Origin of the sequence: Marinicella pacifica (assembly GCF_014636635.1) — a bacterium.
Classification (GTDB): domain Bacteria; phylum Pseudomonadota; class Gammaproteobacteria; order Xanthomonadales; family Marinicellaceae; genus Marinicella; species Marinicella pacifica.
In genome coordinates this window covers 311,463-330,999 of sequence record NZ_BMEO01000002.1, presented here as the reverse complement: position 1 = coordinate 330,999, position 19,537 = coordinate 311,463, and the positions used below count along the sequence as shown (strand labels likewise).

General features: G+C 47.3%; 13 protein-coding genes. 3 read left to right on the top strand and 10 right to left on the bottom strand.

All coding sequences use genetic code 11. The features are described 5' to 3' along the window. Nucleotides 1–34: 34 nt before the first annotated feature. Together IEV16_RS13515 and nhaB are read right to left on the bottom strand one after the other, a co-directional pair. A complete protein-coding gene (locus IEV16_RS13515; RefSeq protein ID WP_188364287.1) occupies nt 35–4,513 on the bottom strand; it encodes a WD40/YVTN/BNR-like repeat-containing protein in 4,479 nt (1,492 codons plus the stop codon). 127 nt (nt 4,514–4,640) lie between these two features. Then, complete coding sequence (gene nhaB / locus IEV16_RS03510; RefSeq protein ID WP_188364286.1) at nt 4,641–6,113, bottom strand: sodium/proton antiporter NhaB; 1,473 nt, start codon at nt 6,111–6,113, stop codon at nt 4,641–4,643. Nucleotides 6,114–6,332: 219 nt separating this feature from the next. On the opposite strand from nhaB, the gene IEV16_RS03505 reads away from it, so the two are divergent. Further along, nucleotides 6,333–8,378: a hypothetical protein gene (locus IEV16_RS03505; protein WP_188364285.1), complete on the top strand. Its 2,046-nt coding sequence runs from the start codon at nt 6,333–6,335 to the stop codon at nt 8,376–8,378. A gap of 26 nt (nt 8,379–8,404) precedes the next feature. Here the strand turns inward: IEV16_RS03505 and IEV16_RS03500 are convergent, their stop codons facing one another. The 5 genes from IEV16_RS03500 to pal form a co-directional block, all read right to left on the bottom strand. Next, nucleotides 8,405–10,924, bottom strand: coding sequence for a serine/threonine-protein kinase (locus IEV16_RS03500; RefSeq protein WP_188364284.1), 2,520 nt, complete (start codon nt 10,922–10,924; stop codon nt 8,405–8,407). Between the two features lie 80 nt (nt 10,925–11,004). Then, the gene (queC, locus tag IEV16_RS03495; protein WP_188364283.1) at nt 11,005–11,685 is read right to left on the bottom strand and encodes a 7-cyano-7-deazaguanine synthase QueC; all 681 of its coding nucleotides are present in this window, start codon (nt 11,683–11,685) and stop codon (nt 11,005–11,007) included. 14 nt (nt 11,686–11,699) lie between these two features. After that, on the bottom strand, nt 11,700–12,356 hold the full coding sequence (gene queE, locus IEV16_RS03490) for a 7-carboxy-7-deazaguanine synthase QueE (protein WP_229728228.1): 657 nt from the start codon (nt 12,354–12,356) through the stop codon (nt 11,700–11,702). Continuing rightward, nucleotides 12,353–13,222, bottom strand: a complete 870-nt coding sequence (gene ybgF, locus IEV16_RS03485) for a tol-pal system protein YbgF (RefSeq protein WP_188364282.1) — start codon at nt 13,220–13,222, stop codon at nt 12,353–12,355. Before ybgF ends, queE begins: the two co-directional genes overlap by 4 nt. A 73-nt stretch (nt 13,223–13,295) precedes the next feature. Then, nucleotides 13,296–13,823: a peptidoglycan-associated lipoprotein Pal gene (pal, locus tag IEV16_RS03480; protein WP_188364281.1), complete on the bottom strand. Its 528-nt coding sequence runs from the start codon at nt 13,821–13,823 to the stop codon at nt 13,296–13,298. Between the two features lie 421 nt (nt 13,824–14,244). Here pal and IEV16_RS03475 point away from each other — a divergent pair, with 421 nt between their 5' ends. Together IEV16_RS03475 and IEV16_RS03470 are read left to right on the top strand one after the other, a co-directional pair. After that, nucleotides 14,245–15,099 carry a hypothetical protein gene (locus IEV16_RS03475; protein WP_188364280.1) on the top strand — a complete coding sequence of 285 codons (855 nt, stop codon included), beginning with the start codon at nt 14,245–14,247 and terminating at the stop codon, nt 15,097–15,099. 16 nt (nt 15,100–15,115) lie between these two features. Beyond that, nucleotides 15,116–16,369 (top strand): DUF4785 domain-containing protein, encoded by a 1,254-nt coding sequence (locus tag IEV16_RS03470; RefSeq protein WP_188364279.1) that lies wholly within the window; start codon nt 15,116–15,118, stop codon nt 16,367–16,369. A gap of 43 nt (nt 16,370–16,412) precedes the next feature. Here IEV16_RS03470 and IEV16_RS03465 read toward each other — a convergent pair whose 3' ends face one another. The 3 genes from IEV16_RS03465 to IEV16_RS03455 are packed head-to-tail and all read right to left on the bottom strand — an operon-like array spanning nt 16,413 to nt 19,535. After that, nucleotides 16,413–16,982 carry a lysophospholipid acyltransferase family protein gene (locus IEV16_RS03465; protein ID WP_188364278.1) on the bottom strand — a complete coding sequence of 190 codons (570 nt, stop codon included), beginning with the start codon at nt 16,980–16,982 and terminating at the stop codon, nt 16,413–16,415. Next, nucleotides 16,982–19,039 (bottom strand): phenylacetic acid degradation bifunctional protein PaaZ, encoded by a 2,058-nt coding sequence (gene paaZ / locus IEV16_RS03460; RefSeq protein WP_188364277.1) that lies wholly within the window; start codon nt 19,037–19,039, stop codon nt 16,982–16,984. Before paaZ ends, IEV16_RS03465 begins: the two co-directional genes overlap by 1 nt. A gap of 10 nt (nt 19,040–19,049) precedes the next feature. Next, on the bottom strand, nt 19,050–19,535 hold the full coding sequence (locus IEV16_RS03455) for a DUF4442 domain-containing protein (protein ID WP_188364276.1): 486 nt from the start codon (nt 19,533–19,535) through the stop codon (nt 19,050–19,052). Nucleotides 19,536–19,537: the final 2 nt, after the last annotated feature.

Below are 19,537 nucleotides of genomic sequence, written 5' to 3'. Positions count from 1 at the left end.
AAAAGCCCACCTGAAGATGGGCTTTGTCTAATCATTAATGACCCGGAAATAAGGTTTTAATGGGGATGCCCTGGCGCTGCCAGTGGCCGCCTTCCACGCCATCATAGGTTAAGTCAAAATCGGTGAAGCCGTCGGTGCTTAAATCCCGAAGGGTATTTTGCAGATTAAAGCGTAAGGTGCCAATCTGACTGTACGTTAAATTCTGTGGTGCGGCATCTCGCGGGTAACCCTGTATCTGGAAGAAGCCGGTTTCGTAGTCTTGTCCGGTTTGTAGACCGGGTTTATCAGCCAGGGCCCAGCGTGAAGCGCCATCGCCGTCATAATAAAACAAATAGGTCTGGGTGGTGTTTCTGGCGTGAATAACCGAAAAACCCCAGCCTTCATCCAGATCTCCCGCGTACCATGAGTTACCGAAATCAGGCTCGGCTTTGTTTTCGTTGGAGACAATCGGTTGAATGCACCAGGTTTGCTGCTCATTATTGATGCGCCACTGGGCCAATGCCACCTGATCCAGATTGCGTTCAGTGCCATCCTGACAAGCCACATGATTACGGGCGGTTTGGTTATTAAAATCAAACCGTAAGCGGCCATCTGTCAAAGCAGGATCGGGCACCAACGGGAAACCCTGGGCCGGATTGATGCTGTAATCGTATTTTGGCTTTTGCAGAGTGTCGGGTTCATAGGCATCATTTAAAGTGCCGTTTTCCAAGAAACTGTAAGATAAATACCATTCGGGTTTGCCATTGTCATCATAGGTGTAAAACATACTGTAATACAAATCATCGCGACCGGTGTATTCGATAATAAATCCGTGGCCATTGTATTTCGGATCATACCATGAGCCTTTTAACGGGCGGACATTGCCGCTGTTGACGCAACTGTCACAGACAAATTCCTCGCGGTTGTAAACATGGGTTAAGCGGATGTCATCGACCCAAAATCCGGTGTTTTGTGAGTTGTAATCAGACAACACGCGGAAGCGGAAACGGATGGTTTTTCCGGCATAGGATTCGCCCAGATCAACCGTTGCCTGACGCCAGTTAGGCCTGTTGCCGGACCAGGCGAAATGACCCTGGGCAGTGTTGTTGTTAGCCAGTTGACCATCGTAAGGAACCGAACTTAAAACACCAATATCAAACCAGGTTTGATCATCGGCTAATTGCATTTCAAGAACCGCGCCATCCCAAAATTGATTTTGTCCAAATTCTAAATCATAGGCCAATGCGAAGCTCAGAACATTGCCGCCACCGGCCAGTGTCAACCAGGGTGAGGTTAAGGTTTTGTCAGAGTAATTATTTTCAGAAGAAGCAAACCAGCCGGCCTGACCGCTATAAGCCCTGTTTGAATCCTGAACCCAGTTACTGTAACCCAGATTTAACTGAGCTTGCATCATGTCGTTATTTTCTGCACCGGCAAAGAAATCACCGACGCTAAGAATCCGGTCAACCGCGGTTTTAGGGGTCACGCTGAGGTTAAATTCTCCCAGTTCGGTGATCACGGTCACCGGCACATCAATATCAGCGGCACAACTGGCGGTCGCATCCAAGTCAACTTTAACGGAAACCTGACGGCGGCTGAAAGGCGGCAAATTAACGTGTTTGGTGCCATCAAGCACCGTCAGTGTACCTGCATTGTTCAATGAAACGGCCACCTGATTCAGGGTTTGGTCACTGTGGTTTTCTAGCATCAGCATCAGATGACCCTGTTCGCCTTTGTCCAGATAATTGTCATCATCACAGCTGGCATCCGTGGCGATAAATTTAACCAAAGAGACGCTGACCGGATTGCGTTGCGCGCGGTATGTGCCGCGACCATGGGTTCCGATAAACAAATCATGATCACCGTTCCAGACCAGATCCATCACCCGCGTAAAGGCAGGACCATAGTCATAGCGTAACCAGTTATAGTCAGTGCCGTTAACGGTTTCGCCCACCCATAAGCCTAACTCACTGCCGACAAATAAGCGATTGGCATTCAGCGGGTCATTAATCACCTGATACAAGGGGATATCGGGTAAATTTCCGGCAATTGAAAACCAGCTTTGGCCGCCGTTTGTACTTTTAATCAGGCGGTTTTCAAAATAGCCGCCTAAGGTCAGGTAATAAGTCTGACCGGTGGTGTCAAATTCATCCACCCGGATGTCTGTGACAATGCTCGGATAAGGACCGATGACTTGCGAATCTAAAGTGATTTTGGTGACGCTGTTGGTTGAACCCAAACCGTCAATTTTGATCAGTTGTTGCGCATTGACATTGGCCATACCGGCCAGCGCCTGGCTGGGTTTATGCGGGTTAAAAGCCACCGCAGAAACCGATGCGCCGTTAATAACACCCGTAATATCTTGCCAGTTGGCATTGCTTAATTGTCGAATATTATTAGAATAGTAAACCTTGTTGGTGCCCACCAGCATGCGGTTACCATTGTTATCATCCAGAACATAGGGCTGAATAAATAAGGCCCCGTCGGTGTCCGGTAATTCGATGGCTTCTGCAGTCAGACCGCCGGTTCTGGAGCCGTAGAGCTGGCCTCTGACATAAGAATTATATACATATTGACTCTGTTGCTGATCCCAGGCGCTGTAACCGCCGTCTCCGCCTTGCCATTCGAGCCAGTTTTGCTGGTCACCGAAATAGATCTGAGCGCCATTATCTTGTGTGCCGGAATTAATAAATTGACCATCGGGACTGACAGCGATGCCATAGGATTGGGAAATATTTAAACCGTTGTTTAAATCAAAAAATGTTGCGCCACCATCTTCAGATTTGGATACGCCGCCATCTGTCACAAAGTAAATGTCATTGGGGTTATGGGGTGAAAAGAAATAGCCGTGGTGATCGGCATGAATATAACGTTCAATCTGACCGGGTGCCGGATACCAGGCAGAATTTTTGACAATACTTTGACCGCCATCGTTGGAACTGTATAAATCAATGGCGCCCACCAGCACATGATTGGCATCGTTGGGATTAACAGCCACCGCCAGATCGTACCAGCCCTGACGTTCGATAAAATTTGTTTGGGAAACGGTTTTATTAAATTGTAACTGAGTGCCCGGGTTGGCTGTCCATAAACCAAGCGTACCACTGGTTCCGCCTCCGCTCAAATCAACGGCTTCTTTAGAAACCGCCACATAGACCTTGCCGGTCTGGGCAAAACCCAGCTCCATGCGCTCAACTTCTTCAATGGGTAATCCATGGTTGTTCAGTATCTGCCAATTATTACCGGCATCCACAGAGCGCATGATAAAGCGATTTAAATCCACCACGGTGGCGGGTTTAACCACCCCGCTGACGGCACCGGGGTTGTTAATGATGTTATTGCCAATGGTTCGTGCAATCATGACCGCAGGGATGGTGATGGTGCTGTCTTCGCCACCCATGATGATAGGCAGAGAGTTGTCATTTTGATAGACTAAAACCACTTTGGCGCCGGCATTTTGGGCGTTTTTAACTTTGACAGTAAAATCACACTGGCCACGTTCAATCAGCGCAATCTTACCGCTGATGTCGTTTTTGATGGATTCACAGGCATCCTGGGTGGCGCCGACATTGTCTCTGGCCAGTACAATTTCGCCGGTGATACCGTTGGCGGGAAGTTCGCCGCCAAAAGCCGCCGGTACCGCGTCATACTGACCGGCGATACCGGCAGGTGCGGTGACCAATAAGGTGGCTTTGACCTGATTGGGTGCACCAAAATGATAAGCCAGTAAATGCTGGCTGTTGGCCGGATCGCGTTTTAAATCTGTAAAGCCGCGACCGCTGGTCTGATGACCGCTACTTTCTTGCCAGCTCACCCCCAGGTTGTCAGACCGCATAATACCGGCGTTGGTGGCTGCCAGAAGGACATCACTGCCGGGAATGCGCGCCAAACGGTTAACGTAGTAAAAGTCCGGGTTGTCGGTGGCAGATAACTGCTGCCAGGTTTCCCCAAAATCTTCAGACACAAAAACACCCGCACCTTGCGCGGCATCAAAGTTAAAAAAACCTTCACCGGTGCCGATAAACACCCGTTCAGGATTATCCGGATCTATCAGCATGCTGCCTATGGCAATATTCGGTAAAAAGTCTGTCTTGGGTTGCCAGCTTTGTCCGTCATCTGTGGATTTCCAAACCCCGCCTGAAACACCGCCGGCCAGCAAATAACCCGGTTTGTCGGGGTGAATGACAAAGCCCCGTATGCGACCTCCAAATACGCCGGGACCCATTTCGTCAAAACGCATGGCAAGCGTCTGGCCCGATTTGAGGTTTTTCTCAACACCATGCATTTGACGCTTTACAGCCATATTCAGCTGTGAAGGGTTTTGAGTACCCGTGGGTGTCCTACGCCGATCTGCAAGCCAGCGCGCCGCCTGATCCGGTTTGTCGTATTGTTTGGGTTCTTTTTGCTTTTTAAAAACGTCGGTGTCTTTAATTTTTAGGGATTTTTCCGTGATTGACGTTTCCGTTTCCGGAAGCAAAATCCAAACAGATACAGCCAGAATAGTCAGCAACAAAAAATTAACGATAAGCTTCATGATTATGCGGGTCAACAAAAAAAGATTATTCTATCACAATACCTGTGAATTCTATTTTTTTACCGACGGCAACAAAAAAGCAGGTGCCAATAAGACACCCGCTTTATCAATCGCTCACTGTGATATTTTACTGAAACAAATAAGCCACAATTGACAACACAATGGTGTAAGGCAAAGCCATCCAAACCATGCGCATATAACCCAAACGGATGGCCGGGGCCAGCGCGGAAGTTAACAGGAACAAAAAGGCTGCCTGGCCGTTGGGGGTGGCAATTGAGGGAATATTGGTGCCTGTGTTAATCGCCACTGCCAGGGTTTCAAGATGTTCTCGGCTGATTTCACCGGCATCAAAGGCGGCTTTGACTTCATTGATATAAACCGTGGCCACAAACACATTGTCACTGATGGCCGATAACACCCCATTGGCCACAAAGAAAGCTTTCGGCTGTAAGTCCATATCCATGGCCAGCACCCATTCAATTACGGGGGTAAACAAGTGAAGGTCATGAATCATGCCGACAATCACAAAAAAGATACACAACAAAGACACAAAAGGCAGCGATTCTTCAAAGGCCGGCCCAATGCGGCTTTCATGGTTAATGCCGGTTAAAGCAGTCACAATCACCAACAGTGACAAACCGACCAAACCCACTTCCATGATATGCAGTGCCAGACCGATGATTAACAGCACACCACACAAACCCTGAACGATTAAGCCGTATTTTTCGACCAGCGTTCGCTTTTCGTCTTCTTCATGCAGGTAGTCTTCCAGAACTTTGCGAACACCATCATCTAATTTGGTGCCGTAGCCGAATTTCCGGCCAAACAGCTCCAACACAACCACCATACACATGCCGGCAATAAATACCGGAATGGTGACATGAAACATTTCCAGGGCAAACTGGACAAAATTCCAGTCCATTTTTTCACTGATTAATAAGTTTTGCGGTTCACCCACCTGGGTCATGACCCCGCCCAAAGCAGTACCAATGGCGCCATGCATCACCAGCGATCGGATAAAGGCACGGAATCCGGATAAGGTATCACCACCCATATCCACAAGACTGTCGTCTTCATCATTTTTAGCGGCACCGGACATTGAATGGACTTTTTCATAGACCCCGTATAAAGCCACAAACACGGTGATTAAAACCGCCATCACGGTTAAGGCATCCAAAAAGGCTGATAAAATGGCGGCGGCGGCAGAAAACATCACCGACAGAACAATTTTATTTTTAACCTTAAGTAAAATTTTACCAAAGATAAAAATCAACAGCGGCTTCATAAAGAAGATGAAACTCACCATAAACACCAACAGCATAATCACGCCGAGGTTCTGGTTGATTTCATACCAAACGGTTTCCGGTGTGGTCAGTCCCAAAGCCAACACCGCCAGCGCCAGCAAACCGCCGGATTGTAATGGGTAGCATTTCAGGGCCAGCGCCAGGGTGAGAATAAACATACCAATAAAAGCCCAACCCATAACGGTTTCACCCAGTATCAGGTTCAATGGGTATGCTGCCACCAAAAAAGCCAAAATAAGGGTTTTGAACCAATTGGGGCTGTTGCCCAAAAATTCACTGTAAAAAACTCTAAACATCGGAACTCCGTGATTAATTAATTATTATTCAAGCGAAAATTGCTTATCAGTCAGCAGAGTGAGGATCCGGTAAGCAGTCGCTTGATTTCGCCAGCCGTGCATTTTAGCATGACTGATACCTATATTTTAAATTTTCCCCCGTTACGCACCCCCAAACTTGGGGGTGTTGTCTGATGAAAATAATCCTTACACTGAGCGCAACTATTTTTGGAGTTAACGATGAAATACTTATTTTTGTTACTGTTAAGCAGCTCGGTGGTGGCTCAGCCCTGGTCACTGGTAGAGGATATGGCGCCCGCCGAAGCGGTGGAAGGCGATTATGGCATCGGCATGGCTTTTGCCGGTGATTACCTGGTGGTGTCCTGGCCACGTACATTTTCCGGTGGTCTAACTTCGGGAAACACACCGCCGGATGCATGCGGTGAGGTGATTACCTATGAAAAAGTGAATGGCGCTTACCAGGAACTGTCGCGCCTTAGTGCCGCCGAATTGGTGGGCAGCTGTGTCAAAGGTGATGGTTTTGGTTATGCGCTGGCTTATGATAATGGCCGATTAGCCATCGGCATGCCGGCCGGTGTGCGTGCCGGCATGGGCCGTCCAGGCGGTGCCACCGATGCGGATTCCCGGGTGTTTTTAACCCATTTTGACAATGGCAATTGGGTACTGGATGAAACCCTCATGGCAGATGATTTGGGTGGCGGTCGTGGTATGGGTATGCAACTGGTTTTGGAAGATGATGTGTTGTTGGTTCATGCCCATGAATACGACACCATTTACGGTTTTTCATTTGTGGTGAGTACCGGTGTGTATGTGTTTGAAAACAGTGGCAATGGTTTTGCGCAAACCCAGAAACTGTCTGAGAATTTTCATTTATTCGGCCAGGATTTTGATATTGAGAACAATCAAATTGTTGTCGGTGCCTGGGGTCAACAGGCGCTAACGCAGCCGGGGCGTATTTATGTCTATGACAAACAAGGTGCAAACTGGGTATTAAGCCAAACCATTAATGACACCCGCAACACCAACCTCGGCAACCAGATTGCCATCGTCGATAACATCATGGCGGTTGGCGCAGTGCAGGCCGGCGGCAATGGGGCAGCGGTTATTTTTGAAAAATCGGGTGGAAAATGGCAGGAAAAACAGTTCATTCAACCCAACGACAGTGCCTTTAATGATCAGTTTGGTATTCGGCTTGAATTACAATCCGGCGAACTCGTGGTGGGTGCCACTGGTGGCACCAACACCGGGCAGCAAGGTGGTTTCAATGTTGGTGCGGTTTATTATTATGAGGCCGATAGCCAGGGATTATTTAATCAGGTGCAAAAACTTGAAACACTGGATCCTGACACCGGCGATGACCAATTCTCAGCCAATTTAATTTTTAATGACACCGATTTATTGGTCAGTGATAACAGCGGCGGCACCATTGACAATGGTATCACTGAACTGGCGCACTACAGCCGTGAATCAAGCGGTGGACCGGTGGATACCGTTGATGTCAGTGCCAAAACAGCCGGGCTTTGGACCGTGGATGGTGTTAACAACCAGGGCGTCAGTATAGAAATATTGAATGATGATCGGGTGGTGATGTATGCCCAGGTGAATCACAATGGTGACGACTTATGGTTGTTTGGTTACGGTGATTTTAAGGACAACATCATTGATATCGGCGTCGGGCGTACCAGTGGCGCCGATTTTGGTGCTGATTTTAATCCCAATGACGTTGAAATTGAGGCCATTGGTTCCGCTGTCATGACATTGTCTGCTTGTCACCAGGCTGAACTTCTGGTCGATTTAACCGGCATCAGTACGCAAAGTTATGCCTTGACAAAAACTGTTGAAGTGCTGGGTAACGAATGTGGTAACAACACCAAAATTTTACCCAACGGTATTTCCGGTTCCTGGTTTGACCCCAATCGAAATGGTGAAGGCTATAGTGTCATTATGTTTAATGACAACGGCCAAAGCAAAGCCCATGTCAGCTGGTACACCTATGATCAAGGCCAGCCTTTGACCTTAACGGGTATCGCCGAAGTCAACGGTCAAACACTTGTGGTGAATGAACTAAACAGCTTTTCAGGCGCTGATTTCTTGTCCGGCACCAGCCAGGCAACAACCCGCGGCCAACTCAGTATGACTTGGGATAAGTGCCGAACCGCTGAAGTTGAGTACGATTTAAGTGCAAGCGGCTTAGACAGCGGCACCATGGATTTAGTCCAACTGAGCATTTTAAAAGACACGGACTGTGGTTCTCTCAATAAATAATATGTAGCACCTCATCAAGGATGAGATTAAGGCGCTGTGGCTTCGGTCATCAGCGCCTTTCTTTCATTGGAAGATTTTACCCGTGGATGATCTACTCCAAAAATTTTAATCAATGCCGGGTTTGAGTATGCCAGCAGCTCTTCTGCTTGCTCAATATGACCCAATTCAATGGCCACAGCGGCATAAGCATCCGCCACAATGGCACAAAGCGGCTGATCCACACCAAGATCCTTTTGGCATTTAGGGTGAATGCGCTCATAAATCTCATTAACCTGATCATAACGTTTTTGCTTAAAATAAATGGTGGCCATGTTATGAGCAAAATTAATTTGATTATGCACATCGGGTTCGACTGAATTTTTATCAATGTCTATGGCCTCTTGATACAAGCTCAATGCATCGTCTAATTTACCCACATTTTGTAAAGCACCGGCTCGAATATTTCGTAAAATGACTGTGTAACGGTGGCTGGAACCAGCCTGTTCTATCATGGCTGGCAATAATGAACTTGTCATGATGTCCGCTTGTTCAAAATCTCCGGCATACATGAAGGCAGTGGCTTTATTAATTTTAGCCAGCAAGGTGGATATACTGTTATCCCCATAATTTTTTTCCATGCCCCTAACCACCTGATCATATAGTGTCAAGGCTTCATCTATGCGGTTTTGCATACGCAAGGTAAGTGCCAGTTCCTGCTTTAAATCTAAGGTGACCGGGTGTAATGATCCCAGCGTGCCAGTGGTGTCGGTGACCAGACTTTCAAAGCGCTTTTCCGCCAGCTGAAATTGACCCGTATTTCGCTCAATATATCCCATGTTTTTTTCAATCGCTATCTTCATTTGAGTTGAGTTATAAGGGCTTTCAAGCAATTGATTAAGAATGACCATGGCTTTTTCGTGTTGAGAAATAACCGCATAGTGACCCGCTTTTTCTATTTCCAATCGATTGATTAATTGGTTCGCTTCATATTCATTAACGCCCTTTTTAAGATATTCATTTAGTTCACGATTATACTGATCAATGTTGGCCAATTGCTGTTGAGGACGACTGGCGCGACCCAATGCCACAACTTGTTGTATACCTAATTGAAAGTAAAGCAGTTCATCTTTAGGTGCCTGCTCAATGCCTTTATCATAATGTTGTATGGCTTCGTTGATCATATCCAGCGACTCATATGCATTGCCTAAAATAAGTCTGATTTGTGCAGCCACCAAAGGTTCTGAAGACAAGGACTGATTGATGTCATATCGACTGCCTTGCAATACCTGTTTCACCGTTAAGGTTTCTCCCAATGTGTGTCCCGGATTGGCATTGAGGAATAAATCATTCACAAAAGCCACCACTTGGCGATTGCTTTCTGCTTTTTGTTCCGCATAGGTTCGGGCTTGTTGTTCTTTTAAACCAAATGAAACAGCAAACACCAGGCCGGTTAATAGACCGATAAAGGCCAGTGCCGTGCCGGTCACCAGAGCTTTGTTTTTACGGGCGGCTTGTTTCAACCAATACCAGGACGACAAATGAGCCACCGATAACGGCTCATGATTTAACCAGGCTGTCAAATCGTTCATTAATTCAGAAACCGATTGATAGCGTTGTTGGGGTTTTTTTTCCAGGGCATGATGTACGATGGCTGCCAGACCGTCATCGATTTTGTCATCAAGACTGACCAAAGACGCCGGTGTTTGGTTAATAATTGCATGCACCGCCGAGAAAAACTGATTGGCTTCTACTTTAATGGGTAATCGACCGCTAAGCAGCTGGTAAAGCACCACGCCCATGGCATAGATGTCGCTGCGTAAATCACTTTTATCACTGCCGGTTATTTGTTCAGGGCTCATGTACCCTAAGGTGCCGACAATATCACCGGTGCCGGTTAATTGGGTCAACATTTGGGTGGCTTCAGCGCCTAAGGTGGCAATCCCAAAATCCAGTAAAATCGGCTGCCCTTGTTCATTCACAAGAATATTATCCGGTTTAATGTCCCGATGAATCACGCTTTTCTGATGGGCATATTTGAGTGCATCCAATACAGAAATGCTCATCTCAACAATGGCCGTATGGGATAAAGCCTTTTGCCGAATGTATTCATCAATGGCGGTGCCTGAAATATAGTCCATGACCAAAAAAGGCAGTTTTTGGTCGGTCACCACAAATTCACCGAAATCTTTAACCCGGGCAATGTTGGGATGATCTAAACGCGATAAAACCCGGACTTCATGATGAAAGCGACTGAGTTGATCATCATTGAGCCACATATTGGGAATTTTAACGGCGCATTGTTGGCCAGATTGGTCTGTGGCTAAAAACACCCGACCGTTGGCACCACGACCAATCAATTTAATCAGTTTATAGCCCGGAATTTCGGGCACAAATGAGGCATCTAATGAGGGGCTTTGTGAATCAGGCAAAGACGCCAGCCACTCAGTTTTATCGGGATAATGCTGAATGAATTCTTCTATCAGTACCGGTCTTTGGGTCGCATCTGCGTGGCTGATGGCTTGTAGCCGGCTGTAAAAATTGTTGATGTCAAAAGGTTCAGACTGCATGGTGGAATCAAGGGGTTAAGAGTCTTAAATCCTACCACAGTTGCCGGCTATTTTAGCCAAGTTTTAATGACCGTGATGGTTTATTGGTATCGGGTGGGGTCGCTCAGTCCGGCCTCTTTAAAGCCCATTTTCCGGTGGTGACAAGAATCACAACGGCCACAGGCACGGCCTTGATCATCGGCCTGATAGCAACTCACGGTTAACGCATAATCCACACCGAGTTTTGTTCCCAGTTGAATAATTTCGGCTTTGCTTAAATCAATTAAGGGTGTTTTCACTTTTAGTAAACGCCCTTCTTCCACCGCCGCCACGGTGCCCAAATTGGCCAAACGCTCAAAAGCATCAATAAATTCCTGCCGACAATCGGGGTAGCCTGAATAATCCACCGCAGTGACGCCGATGTACAGGGCTTGGGCACCCACCACTTCTGCAAAAGCCAGCGCAATGGACAAGAAAATGGTGTTTCTGGCGGGCACGTAGGTGAGCGGGACCTGGGTGGATTGTGCATCATAATCAGAAACAGCGAGACTGTCATCGGTTAATGATGAGCCGCCAAAAGCGGCCAAATCCATTTTAATTTCTTTGTGGGTTTTGGCACCACCGGCTTTAGACACCTTTTGTGATGCATTCAGTTCAGACCGATGCCGCTGACCATAATCAACAGCCAGTGTGTGGCATTCAAAACCATCGGCACGCGCAGCGGCGAGCGCGGTGGCCGAATCCAAACCACCTGATAATAATATAACGGCTTTTTGAGTCATGATTTAAACAATGCTTAGGTTCCGGGGGTGTCGCCCCACAAGTGTTTGTGCAGTTGAATTTGCATGCGCACGGGTAAATGATCCGCTAAAATCCATTCGGCCAGTTGCCTCGGAGGCAGCACATCAGCCACCGGCGAAAACAGCACCTGACAGCGTTGATTTATGGCATATTTTTTCAATGTTTTAACCGCCCACTGATAGTCTTCTTTATCGGCAATTACAAATTTTACCTGGTCATTTTCACTGACCAAATCCAAATTGGCATAATCATTTTTCATCATCTCACCGGAACCCGGCGCTTTAAGGTCAATAATCTTAATGACCTTAGGATGTACATCAGACACTGATAAAGCACCGGCGGTTTCCAGACTCACCGTGTAATCGGCATCAATCAGTCGGTTAATCAGACCATGGACCCGCTTTTGTGCCAGCGGTTCACCACCGGTGACACACACATAAGGCGTTTTATGTTGCGCGACTTCTGCCAAAATAGCCGCGTAAGTCATCCATTGACCACCACCGAAAGCATATTCGGTGTCACACCACACACAGCGCAAAGGACAACCGGTTAGCCGCACAAATACCGTCGGCAAGCCCGACAGTGTGCTTTCACCCTGCAGTGAATAAAAAATCTCATGGATTTTCAGTTGTTCACTGCGGTCTTCAGTCAATTGATTTTACCTTCACGTTTGAGCAGGTTCAGTCGATTTTGTGCCAGCCGCGCCACTGAATCATTGGGAAAACTGTTCATCACCTTGTTTAAGGCATTCTGTGCCTGGCTATAATCTTCCAGCTCATGGTAGGTGTAGCCGATTTTTAACAGGGCATCGGGTAATTTGGCGCTTAAGGGGAACTGTTGTTCCAATTTCTGAAATGCGGCCAAAGCCAGTGGGTACTGACGGGTCACATAATAACTTTCACCCAGCCAGTAATAGGCATTGTCGGTTAACTCGTGATTTGGATAAGTCTGGATAAAATCCTCAAAAGCGCGGGCTGATTCTGCAAAACGACCTTGTTTGAGTTGATTAAACGCTTGTTGATAACGGCTTTGTGCCTGCGGGTCGCTGTCGTCTTGTTGCACAGAGACAGCCGCCTCATTCAGGGTTTCGGTGGTCAATTCAGCCTCAATCGGCGCCCGTACTTCAACCTCGTCAATCTGTGTTGGCGTGCTTTGGCTTTGTTCCGAGGATTTCAGGTTGTCTTGTAGCGCGCTGTCGGTGGTGAGTTCATTGGGTTTTGGTTTGACGCCCGCAGTGGCTTTTTCCACCTGTGTCAACCGGCTGTCCATATCCACATACAGAACTTTTTGACGTTCTTTTAGCTGATTAATTTCATGGGCTTGTTGTTCAATTTGACCTTGCATGGCGGCAATTTGAGATTGCAGCTGCTGAATCTGAATAACCAGATCGGCGACATTGGCCTCACCACCGGATTGTTGTTCCAGTTTGGTCAGACGTTCCTGAATTGATAACTTTTGTGCGCCGGCTGTGCCGCTTAACAGCAAAAATATCATGATTGAATTGATGAATTTAAACATGGTTAGGGTTCCTCATGAATAAAAAAACCCGACCTGTGCCGGGTTTTTTTAGACCGTTCATTAACGGCAAAGTTTATTTTGCGGTGTAAACAATCACAGCACGGCGGTTTTGAGACCAGCAAGACTCATCACTACACGTCGCCACCGGACGTTCTTCGCCGTAACTCACCACATTAATCTGGTTGTCGGAAGCGCCTTCGGCACGCAATAAGTTGGCCACGGCATTGCCGCGTCGCTCACCCAGTGCCAGATTGTATTCACGTGAACCGCGCTCATCAGCATGACCTTCTAAGGTCATACGGGCTGACGGATTTTCACTCAGGTATCGGCCATGCAAGGCAATAATGTCTCTGAACTCGGCACGGATTGTGGATTGGTCAAAGTCAAAGTAAATCACCCGTTTTGACAATAAGCTGTCCGGGTTATCCAAATCTTCCGGGTTACAGCAGATCGGGCCATCATCCATCGGTTGGGTATCAACCACTTCAGTATCTGTTGTGGTATCCGTGGTATCCGTATCCGGTTTAACCTCGTCTTTTTTACACGCCGTAAAGGCAAAAGCGATGAGTAAAATAAGGGCTAATTTTGTTATTGTGTTCATAGTCACTCCAAGGGTGTAGAGAAAAATCGATTCAACCACATAGTTTACAACAAATCCAATTTAATTAAACGGTTTTTTATGTTTATTAAGGTGTTGTGTTTGATGGCGACAATCGGTATGAAATGCCCGAAATTAACAATAGAGACCACTGCATAAGTCGTGAATCATGTTAAAAAGTTTGAAAAGCTAAATTTCTGCGTTAGAAAACTAATCAATAGCCCTGCTATTACTCGCGTTTCCTGCCTTGAACTTTAGCTTTTCAATTCTTTTTTCCAAAGCTCCAGACTTATGCAGAGGTCTCAATAATAAATAATAATCAAACGAACGTTTGAAGTATAAACTCTAATGTGCTATAAATTCTTTCCGCTTTAAGGGTATTTTTCTTAAAGCTAATAATTAAATGCTAAAAGAGGAGACTTTCATGAAACACAAATCTGGGCTTTTATTGTGCCTGCTATTTTTATCTGTGCCTGTATGGGCAAACACCGGTGTGGCTTTCGTCCACGGCACAGGCCATCAAACCAATGCTGCTTCGGATTACTGGACCTGGTCAAACATCAATTCCATCCGCCAGGGTCTTTCAAATCAAAGTAATTATGTGGTGATTAACTGTAATTTTGAAAAGTACATGTGGGACAGTGCCGCGGCAGGTTGTCTGGCCGGACAGCTGACCACTTTCATTAACCAGAAAAACATCACCGATATGGTGGTCATCACCCATTCAAACGGCGGCAATGTGATGCGATGGATTATGTCCAACCCCACCTGGGATTCGCGTTATCCGAACATCATCAGTAAAATCCGCTGGGTTAACGCGCTTGCGCCCTCTTCAAAAGGCACACCCCTGGCCAATGCGGTGATGCAAGGCAATGTGTTTGAATCTGTATTGGGCTGGATTTTAGGCTATAAAAGTGATGCGGTAAGAATGCAGCAGACTTCATGGATGAGTTATTACAACAGCCAGTATTTATATGGCACCTCAGGGCGTCCGGGTTTACCGAAGGGTTTTTGGAATGTGGTGGGTTCAGATGTCAAAAGTTCGCCGTTTAGTGGTAACGCCTACTGTGGTGGCTATGCCCAGAGTGTCGGTCTTGAGGTAACCCAAAACTGGCTCAGTTCCTGTTCCGATGGTTTTTTGGAATGTTCCTCTCAAGCCGGTGCCGGCAGCACCTGGTTTTATGATACTTCCCGGACAAAGAGCGGACGCGTGCTGAACCACAACCAGTCAAGACGTGATTGTTTTGATTTGGATAAAATTTTACGAAACGATCTTTAAACCACAGGAGACAATCATGAATACAATTAAAAAACTATCCATTGTGAGCCTGTTGGGTTTATCATCATTCGCTTTGGCTCAATACACCTCCGAGTGGACGCAGCTCCCACAACAGGTTGAGTTGGTAAACAACGGGTCTTTGAAAAATTTTGCCGAACCCGTGAACCATGAACAGCAAACGATAAATTTCCATTTTAGCCTGCTGGGCGATGTGGCACCAACCACTCAAAACCAGGGGTATCTGGCTGAATCAAAACAGTATTGGTTAAACGCAACTGCAGATAAGCTGAGTCAGGGTATTGAATTACCGGTGACTTCAGATTTGGCGGTAATTCGCATCAACCCGTTAAATCCCAATAAATCTACTGCATCATTCAGTCAGCAAGACATTGTGGTAAGCCAATTCGGGCAGCCTTTGGAAGTGGCGGTTTTTGCCAATGCAGAACAGCTGAAAGCCACCGGCATGCCGGTATCCGATCACACCGTGGCCATGAACGTCAACACCCGGCCGGGATTGTTGCGGTTAAGCCTGCCTCAGGCTAATAAGTCTTTAGCCAAAGGCAATATTTTTGTGGTACATGTGTTTGAACCCAACAGTGACTATGTGTTGCAATTAAAAACTTCGCAACAACAATATAGCGCCAATCAGGCATTCAAAGTAAGCAGTCAACTGCTTTCAGCGCAACACAGTCACAACATGCTTATTTCCGGTTACATTACCGGGCCCAATGGTGATAAAGTGGCCGATCTTGTGTTTAACCCAACCAAAAACGGTGATTATGAGGCGCTGATGGCGCCTTTAAGCGGACAGTCACTGGCTCACGGATTGTGGGAAGTACACACTGTGGCCAGCAGTGATGTGAACGGTCTTAAAGTGATGCGCGATGTGTCATCGGCTTTTGCGGTGAGTGTGCCGCTGGCCCGCTTTAACCACGCACTGACGGTTGAAAACCATAATTTGAAAATGGGTCTGGATGTGGCCATGGCCGGTCGTTATGAAGTCAGTGCCGTATTATCAGGCATGGATGCTGCGGGTGAAAAACAGCCTCTTGCCATGCTCATGTCAGCAGCACAACTGAACAAAGGCCAGGCATTTTTGCAACTTGAATTGCCGCGGGATTTAATCAAACAATCGGGTTTAACGGCTCCATTTATCATAGAGCAGATTAACCTGAAAAACCAAAGTTTGATGGTGCCGGTACAACAGATCAGTGCCACCATCCAATTATTACCGCTCGAAAAGCCCATTAACCGGGGTGATATCAGATAAGGTTTATCAATCCTTGAAAGACCCGGCTTTTTCGCCGGGTTTTTTATTCATCTGCGGGTTCAATTTTAAGTCGGACAGGGCCTTGGTATTGCGGTTTTTTGCCTTGGATTCCGGCATAAAAATCGCGCACCTTGTCCATGTCTTGGGTCACCTGACCGCTGGGCATAAATCGACCCCCCAGTTTAATTTGTTTTTCAGCAAAATTTAATGTCGCCATTACGATGGGCACGCCTGCGCCGCAGGCAATGTGATAAAACCCCGATTTCCAGTATTTCAGGCGACTGCGGGTGCCTTCGGGTGACATGGTCAAAATCATGTGTTGACGCTGTTTAAACTGTACCACCATTTGCTCCACCATGTTGAGCTTTTGGTCGCGATAAACGGGGATGCCGCCGAGGGCTTTAAACCACCAGCCCAGCGGTGATTTAAATAAGCTGTCTTTGCCTAAAAAACTGACTTTTAATCCCACCGCCGATTTGGCCAGAACCCCATAGACAAAATCCCAGTTACTTGTGTGCGGTGCCACAATCAACATGTATTTTTTATCCGCGGGTAAATCGTTGATAATTTGCCAGCCAAGAATTTTTAAAATCCACCTGGACAATCCCCCCATCAGTTTTCATCCTCCACAACCGCTTCAAACTTCGATGCCACCAGGGTTAAAATATCGTATTGTGCCACCACTTCATGGTTTTGATTGGCGGCTCGGATAAACCATCTCACCTCGCCATAACCTTTGCCGCGGCGGTAGGCTTTTTGTTTGCAGGTAAACTGTATGGTGATCTCATCACCGGGATAAACCGGTTCGGTGAAACGCAAGTCATCAAGACCGTAATTGGCCAGCACCGGACCTTCTTCTGGATAAACAAACAAACCCGCCGCCATCGACACAATAAAGTAACCATGGGCCACCCGCTGATCAAAAAACGGATTGCGGGCGGCGGCGGCTTCATCCATATGGGCATAGAAATGATCGCCGGATAAATCCGCAAAGGCTTCAATATCGGCCAGCGTGATGGTGCGGCTGTCGGTGGTTAATGATTGTCCGACTGTTAAATCTTCAAAGTGTAGTTTAAAGGGATGTTGCGGTGGTTTACTGGTTTTTGCGCCGGGCAAATACTGTCCGATAATGCGGGTCAATGTGCTGGGTGAGCCTTGTAAGGCGGTGCGTTGCATATAGTGGAGTACCCCACGGATACCACCCAATTCCTCACCACCACCGGCCCGTCCGGGGCCGCCGTGGGTTAAATGCGGTAAAGGTGAACCATGTCCTGAGGATTGTTTGGCCGAATCCCGGTTAATGAGCAATAAACGGCCATGGTACGAGGCGGTGTTTATCACCAGTTCATTCACCGCTTCATCATCGTAACCAAAAATCGAACCCACCAAAGAACCTTCACCCATATTGGCCAACTGCGCCGCTTCTTCAATAGAATCGTAACCCATCAGGGTACTGACCGGGCCAAAGGCTTCAATGTCATGCACTTCGGCGCAATTTAACGGATCGGATGCGCGCAATACAATCGGCGAGATAAATGCACCGGTTTTTTGATCACCGTCAACCACTTCTACCCGTTTCGTATCACCATAGACACTAACCGCGTATTGGGACAACTCCTTTACCCGCTGGCGTACTTCTCGTTGCTGATCAAGACTGGCCAAAGCCCCCATTTTCACGGTTTCATTGGCCGGATCACCAATCACCATGTTAGCGAGTTTATCTGATATGGCCTCACTGACCGCATCCATTAACGCATTCGGTACAATGGCACGGCGGATGGCGGTACATTTTTGTCCGCATTTGACCGTCATTTCACGCACCACTTCATTGACATAGGCTTTAAATTCAGGTGTATCCGGCGTCGCATCAGGCGTCAGAATGGAACAATTCAATGAATCGGCTTCCATGGTAAAGCGAACCCCTTGCCGCATGATATTGTCTTTTGATTTCAGATATTGACCGGTGGAGGCTGACCCGGTGAATGCCACCACATCTTGGCCGTCCAGTAAATCCAGTAAATCACCGGTGGAACCGCAAATCAACTGAACCGCGCCTTCCGGCAAGACACCTGAGGCCACCATTTCACGAAACATGAGTTCTGTTAAATATGCTGTATCAGAGGCCGGTTTAACAATCGCCGGCATACCCGCCAATAAAGTCGGTGCCAGCTTTTCCAGCATGCCCCAACAGGGGAAATTAAAGGCATTAATATGCAGCGCAACACCTTGCATTGGTGTACAAATATGCTGACCAATAAAACTGCCGTCTTTGGATAAAGGCTCATACGCGCCGTCAATATAAACCGTGTGGTCCGGCATTTCACGGCGACCTTTGCCGGAATAGACAAACAAAGTACCGATACCGCCTTCAATATCTATCCAGGAATCCTGACGGGTGGCACCGGTGGCGCGGGAAAGTTGATAAAAGTCTTCTTTCTTCGACAATAAATGCAAAGCCAGTTCTTTGAGCATCAAAGCCCGCTCATGGAAGGTCATCTGTGCCAGTGATGCCTGCCCTTTGTCTCGGGCATAATCGCGCATAGCGGCAAAATCCAGTCCTTGACTTGAAATGTGTGCCACCGGTTCGCCGGTAATGGCGTTGTGGCATGTTTTAAAACCGTCATCAGCCTGATGCCATTGATCTTGCGCGTAAGAATGGAGTGTTTTCATAGAATATATTTTACTGTGTAGGTGAAAGTAACCAGGTGACAGTCACGCGGGTAACTTCATCACCGTCGGCATCGAATATATGTGTCCGCACCCGGTATTCTGTTTTGTCTTCAGTCACGGTGGGAATCGCCACATCGGCTTTGGCGATTAAATTGCCACGCGCTTTTTTGAGGTACTCGGTATCAATGCGGGTCACTATGCCGCGAACCGTATCTCCCAGGCCTGTCAGCATAGCCAGTCCCCCGGCCATTTCACCTAAATTGGCGGTTGCCAGGGCATGCACCGAATTGAGGTGGTTGGTGTTAGCACGGCGATAAGGCAGTAAAACTTCACAGCGGCCGGGTTCAAGCAATTTTACCTGCGCTTTGATGCTGCCTGAATAGGGCACATGTAAGGCCAGTATTTTGTTAAAAAGCCATGGGCCTAAAGGTTTGTTGTGTAATTTTTGCCAGTAATGGTAAAGCCGCTGGCCGGCGGCCGCTTTGGATTGGGTCATGT

Excerpts from the sequence above, each read along its gene's own strand:
- IEV16_RS13515 (WP_188364287.1), bottom strand. The coding sequence starts at position 4,513 with ATGAAGCTTATCGTTAATTTTTTGTTGCTGACTATTCTGGCTGTATCT.
- nhaB (WP_188364286.1), bottom strand. The coding sequence starts at position 6,113 with ATGTTTAGAGTTTTTTACAGTGAATTTTTGGGCAACAGCCCCAATTGG.
- IEV16_RS03505 (WP_188364285.1), top strand. The coding sequence starts at position 6,333 with ATGAAATACTTATTTTTGTTACTGTTAAGCAGCTCGGTGGTGGCTCAG.
- IEV16_RS03500 (WP_188364284.1), bottom strand. The coding sequence starts at position 10,924 with ATGCAGTCTGAACCTTTTGACATCAACAATTTTTACAGCCGGCTACAA.
- queC (WP_188364283.1), bottom strand. The coding sequence starts at position 11,685 with ATGACTCAAAAAGCCGTTATATTATTATCAGGTGGTTTGGATTCGGCC.
- ybgF (WP_188364282.1), bottom strand. The coding sequence starts at position 13,222 with ATGTTTAAATTCATCAATTCAATCATGATATTTTTGCTGTTAAGCGGC.
- pal (WP_188364281.1), bottom strand. The coding sequence starts at position 13,823 with ATGAACACAATAACAAAATTAGCCCTTATTTTACTCATCGCTTTTGCC.
- IEV16_RS03475 (WP_188364280.1), top strand. The coding sequence starts at position 14,245 with ATGAAACACAAATCTGGGCTTTTATTGTGCCTGCTATTTTTATCTGTG.
- IEV16_RS03470 (WP_188364279.1), top strand. The coding sequence starts at position 15,116 with ATGAATACAATTAAAAAACTATCCATTGTGAGCCTGTTGGGTTTATCA.
- IEV16_RS03465 (WP_188364278.1), bottom strand. The coding sequence starts at position 16,982 with ATGGGGGGATTGTCCAGGTGGATTTTAAAAATTCTTGGCTGGCAAATT.
- paaZ (WP_188364277.1), bottom strand. The coding sequence starts at position 19,039 with ATGAAAACACTCCATTCTTACGCGCAAGATCAATGGCATCAGGCTGAT.
- IEV16_RS03455 (WP_188364276.1), bottom strand. The coding sequence starts at position 19,535 with ATGACCCAATCCAAAGCGGCCGCCGGCCAGCGGCTTTACCATTACTGG.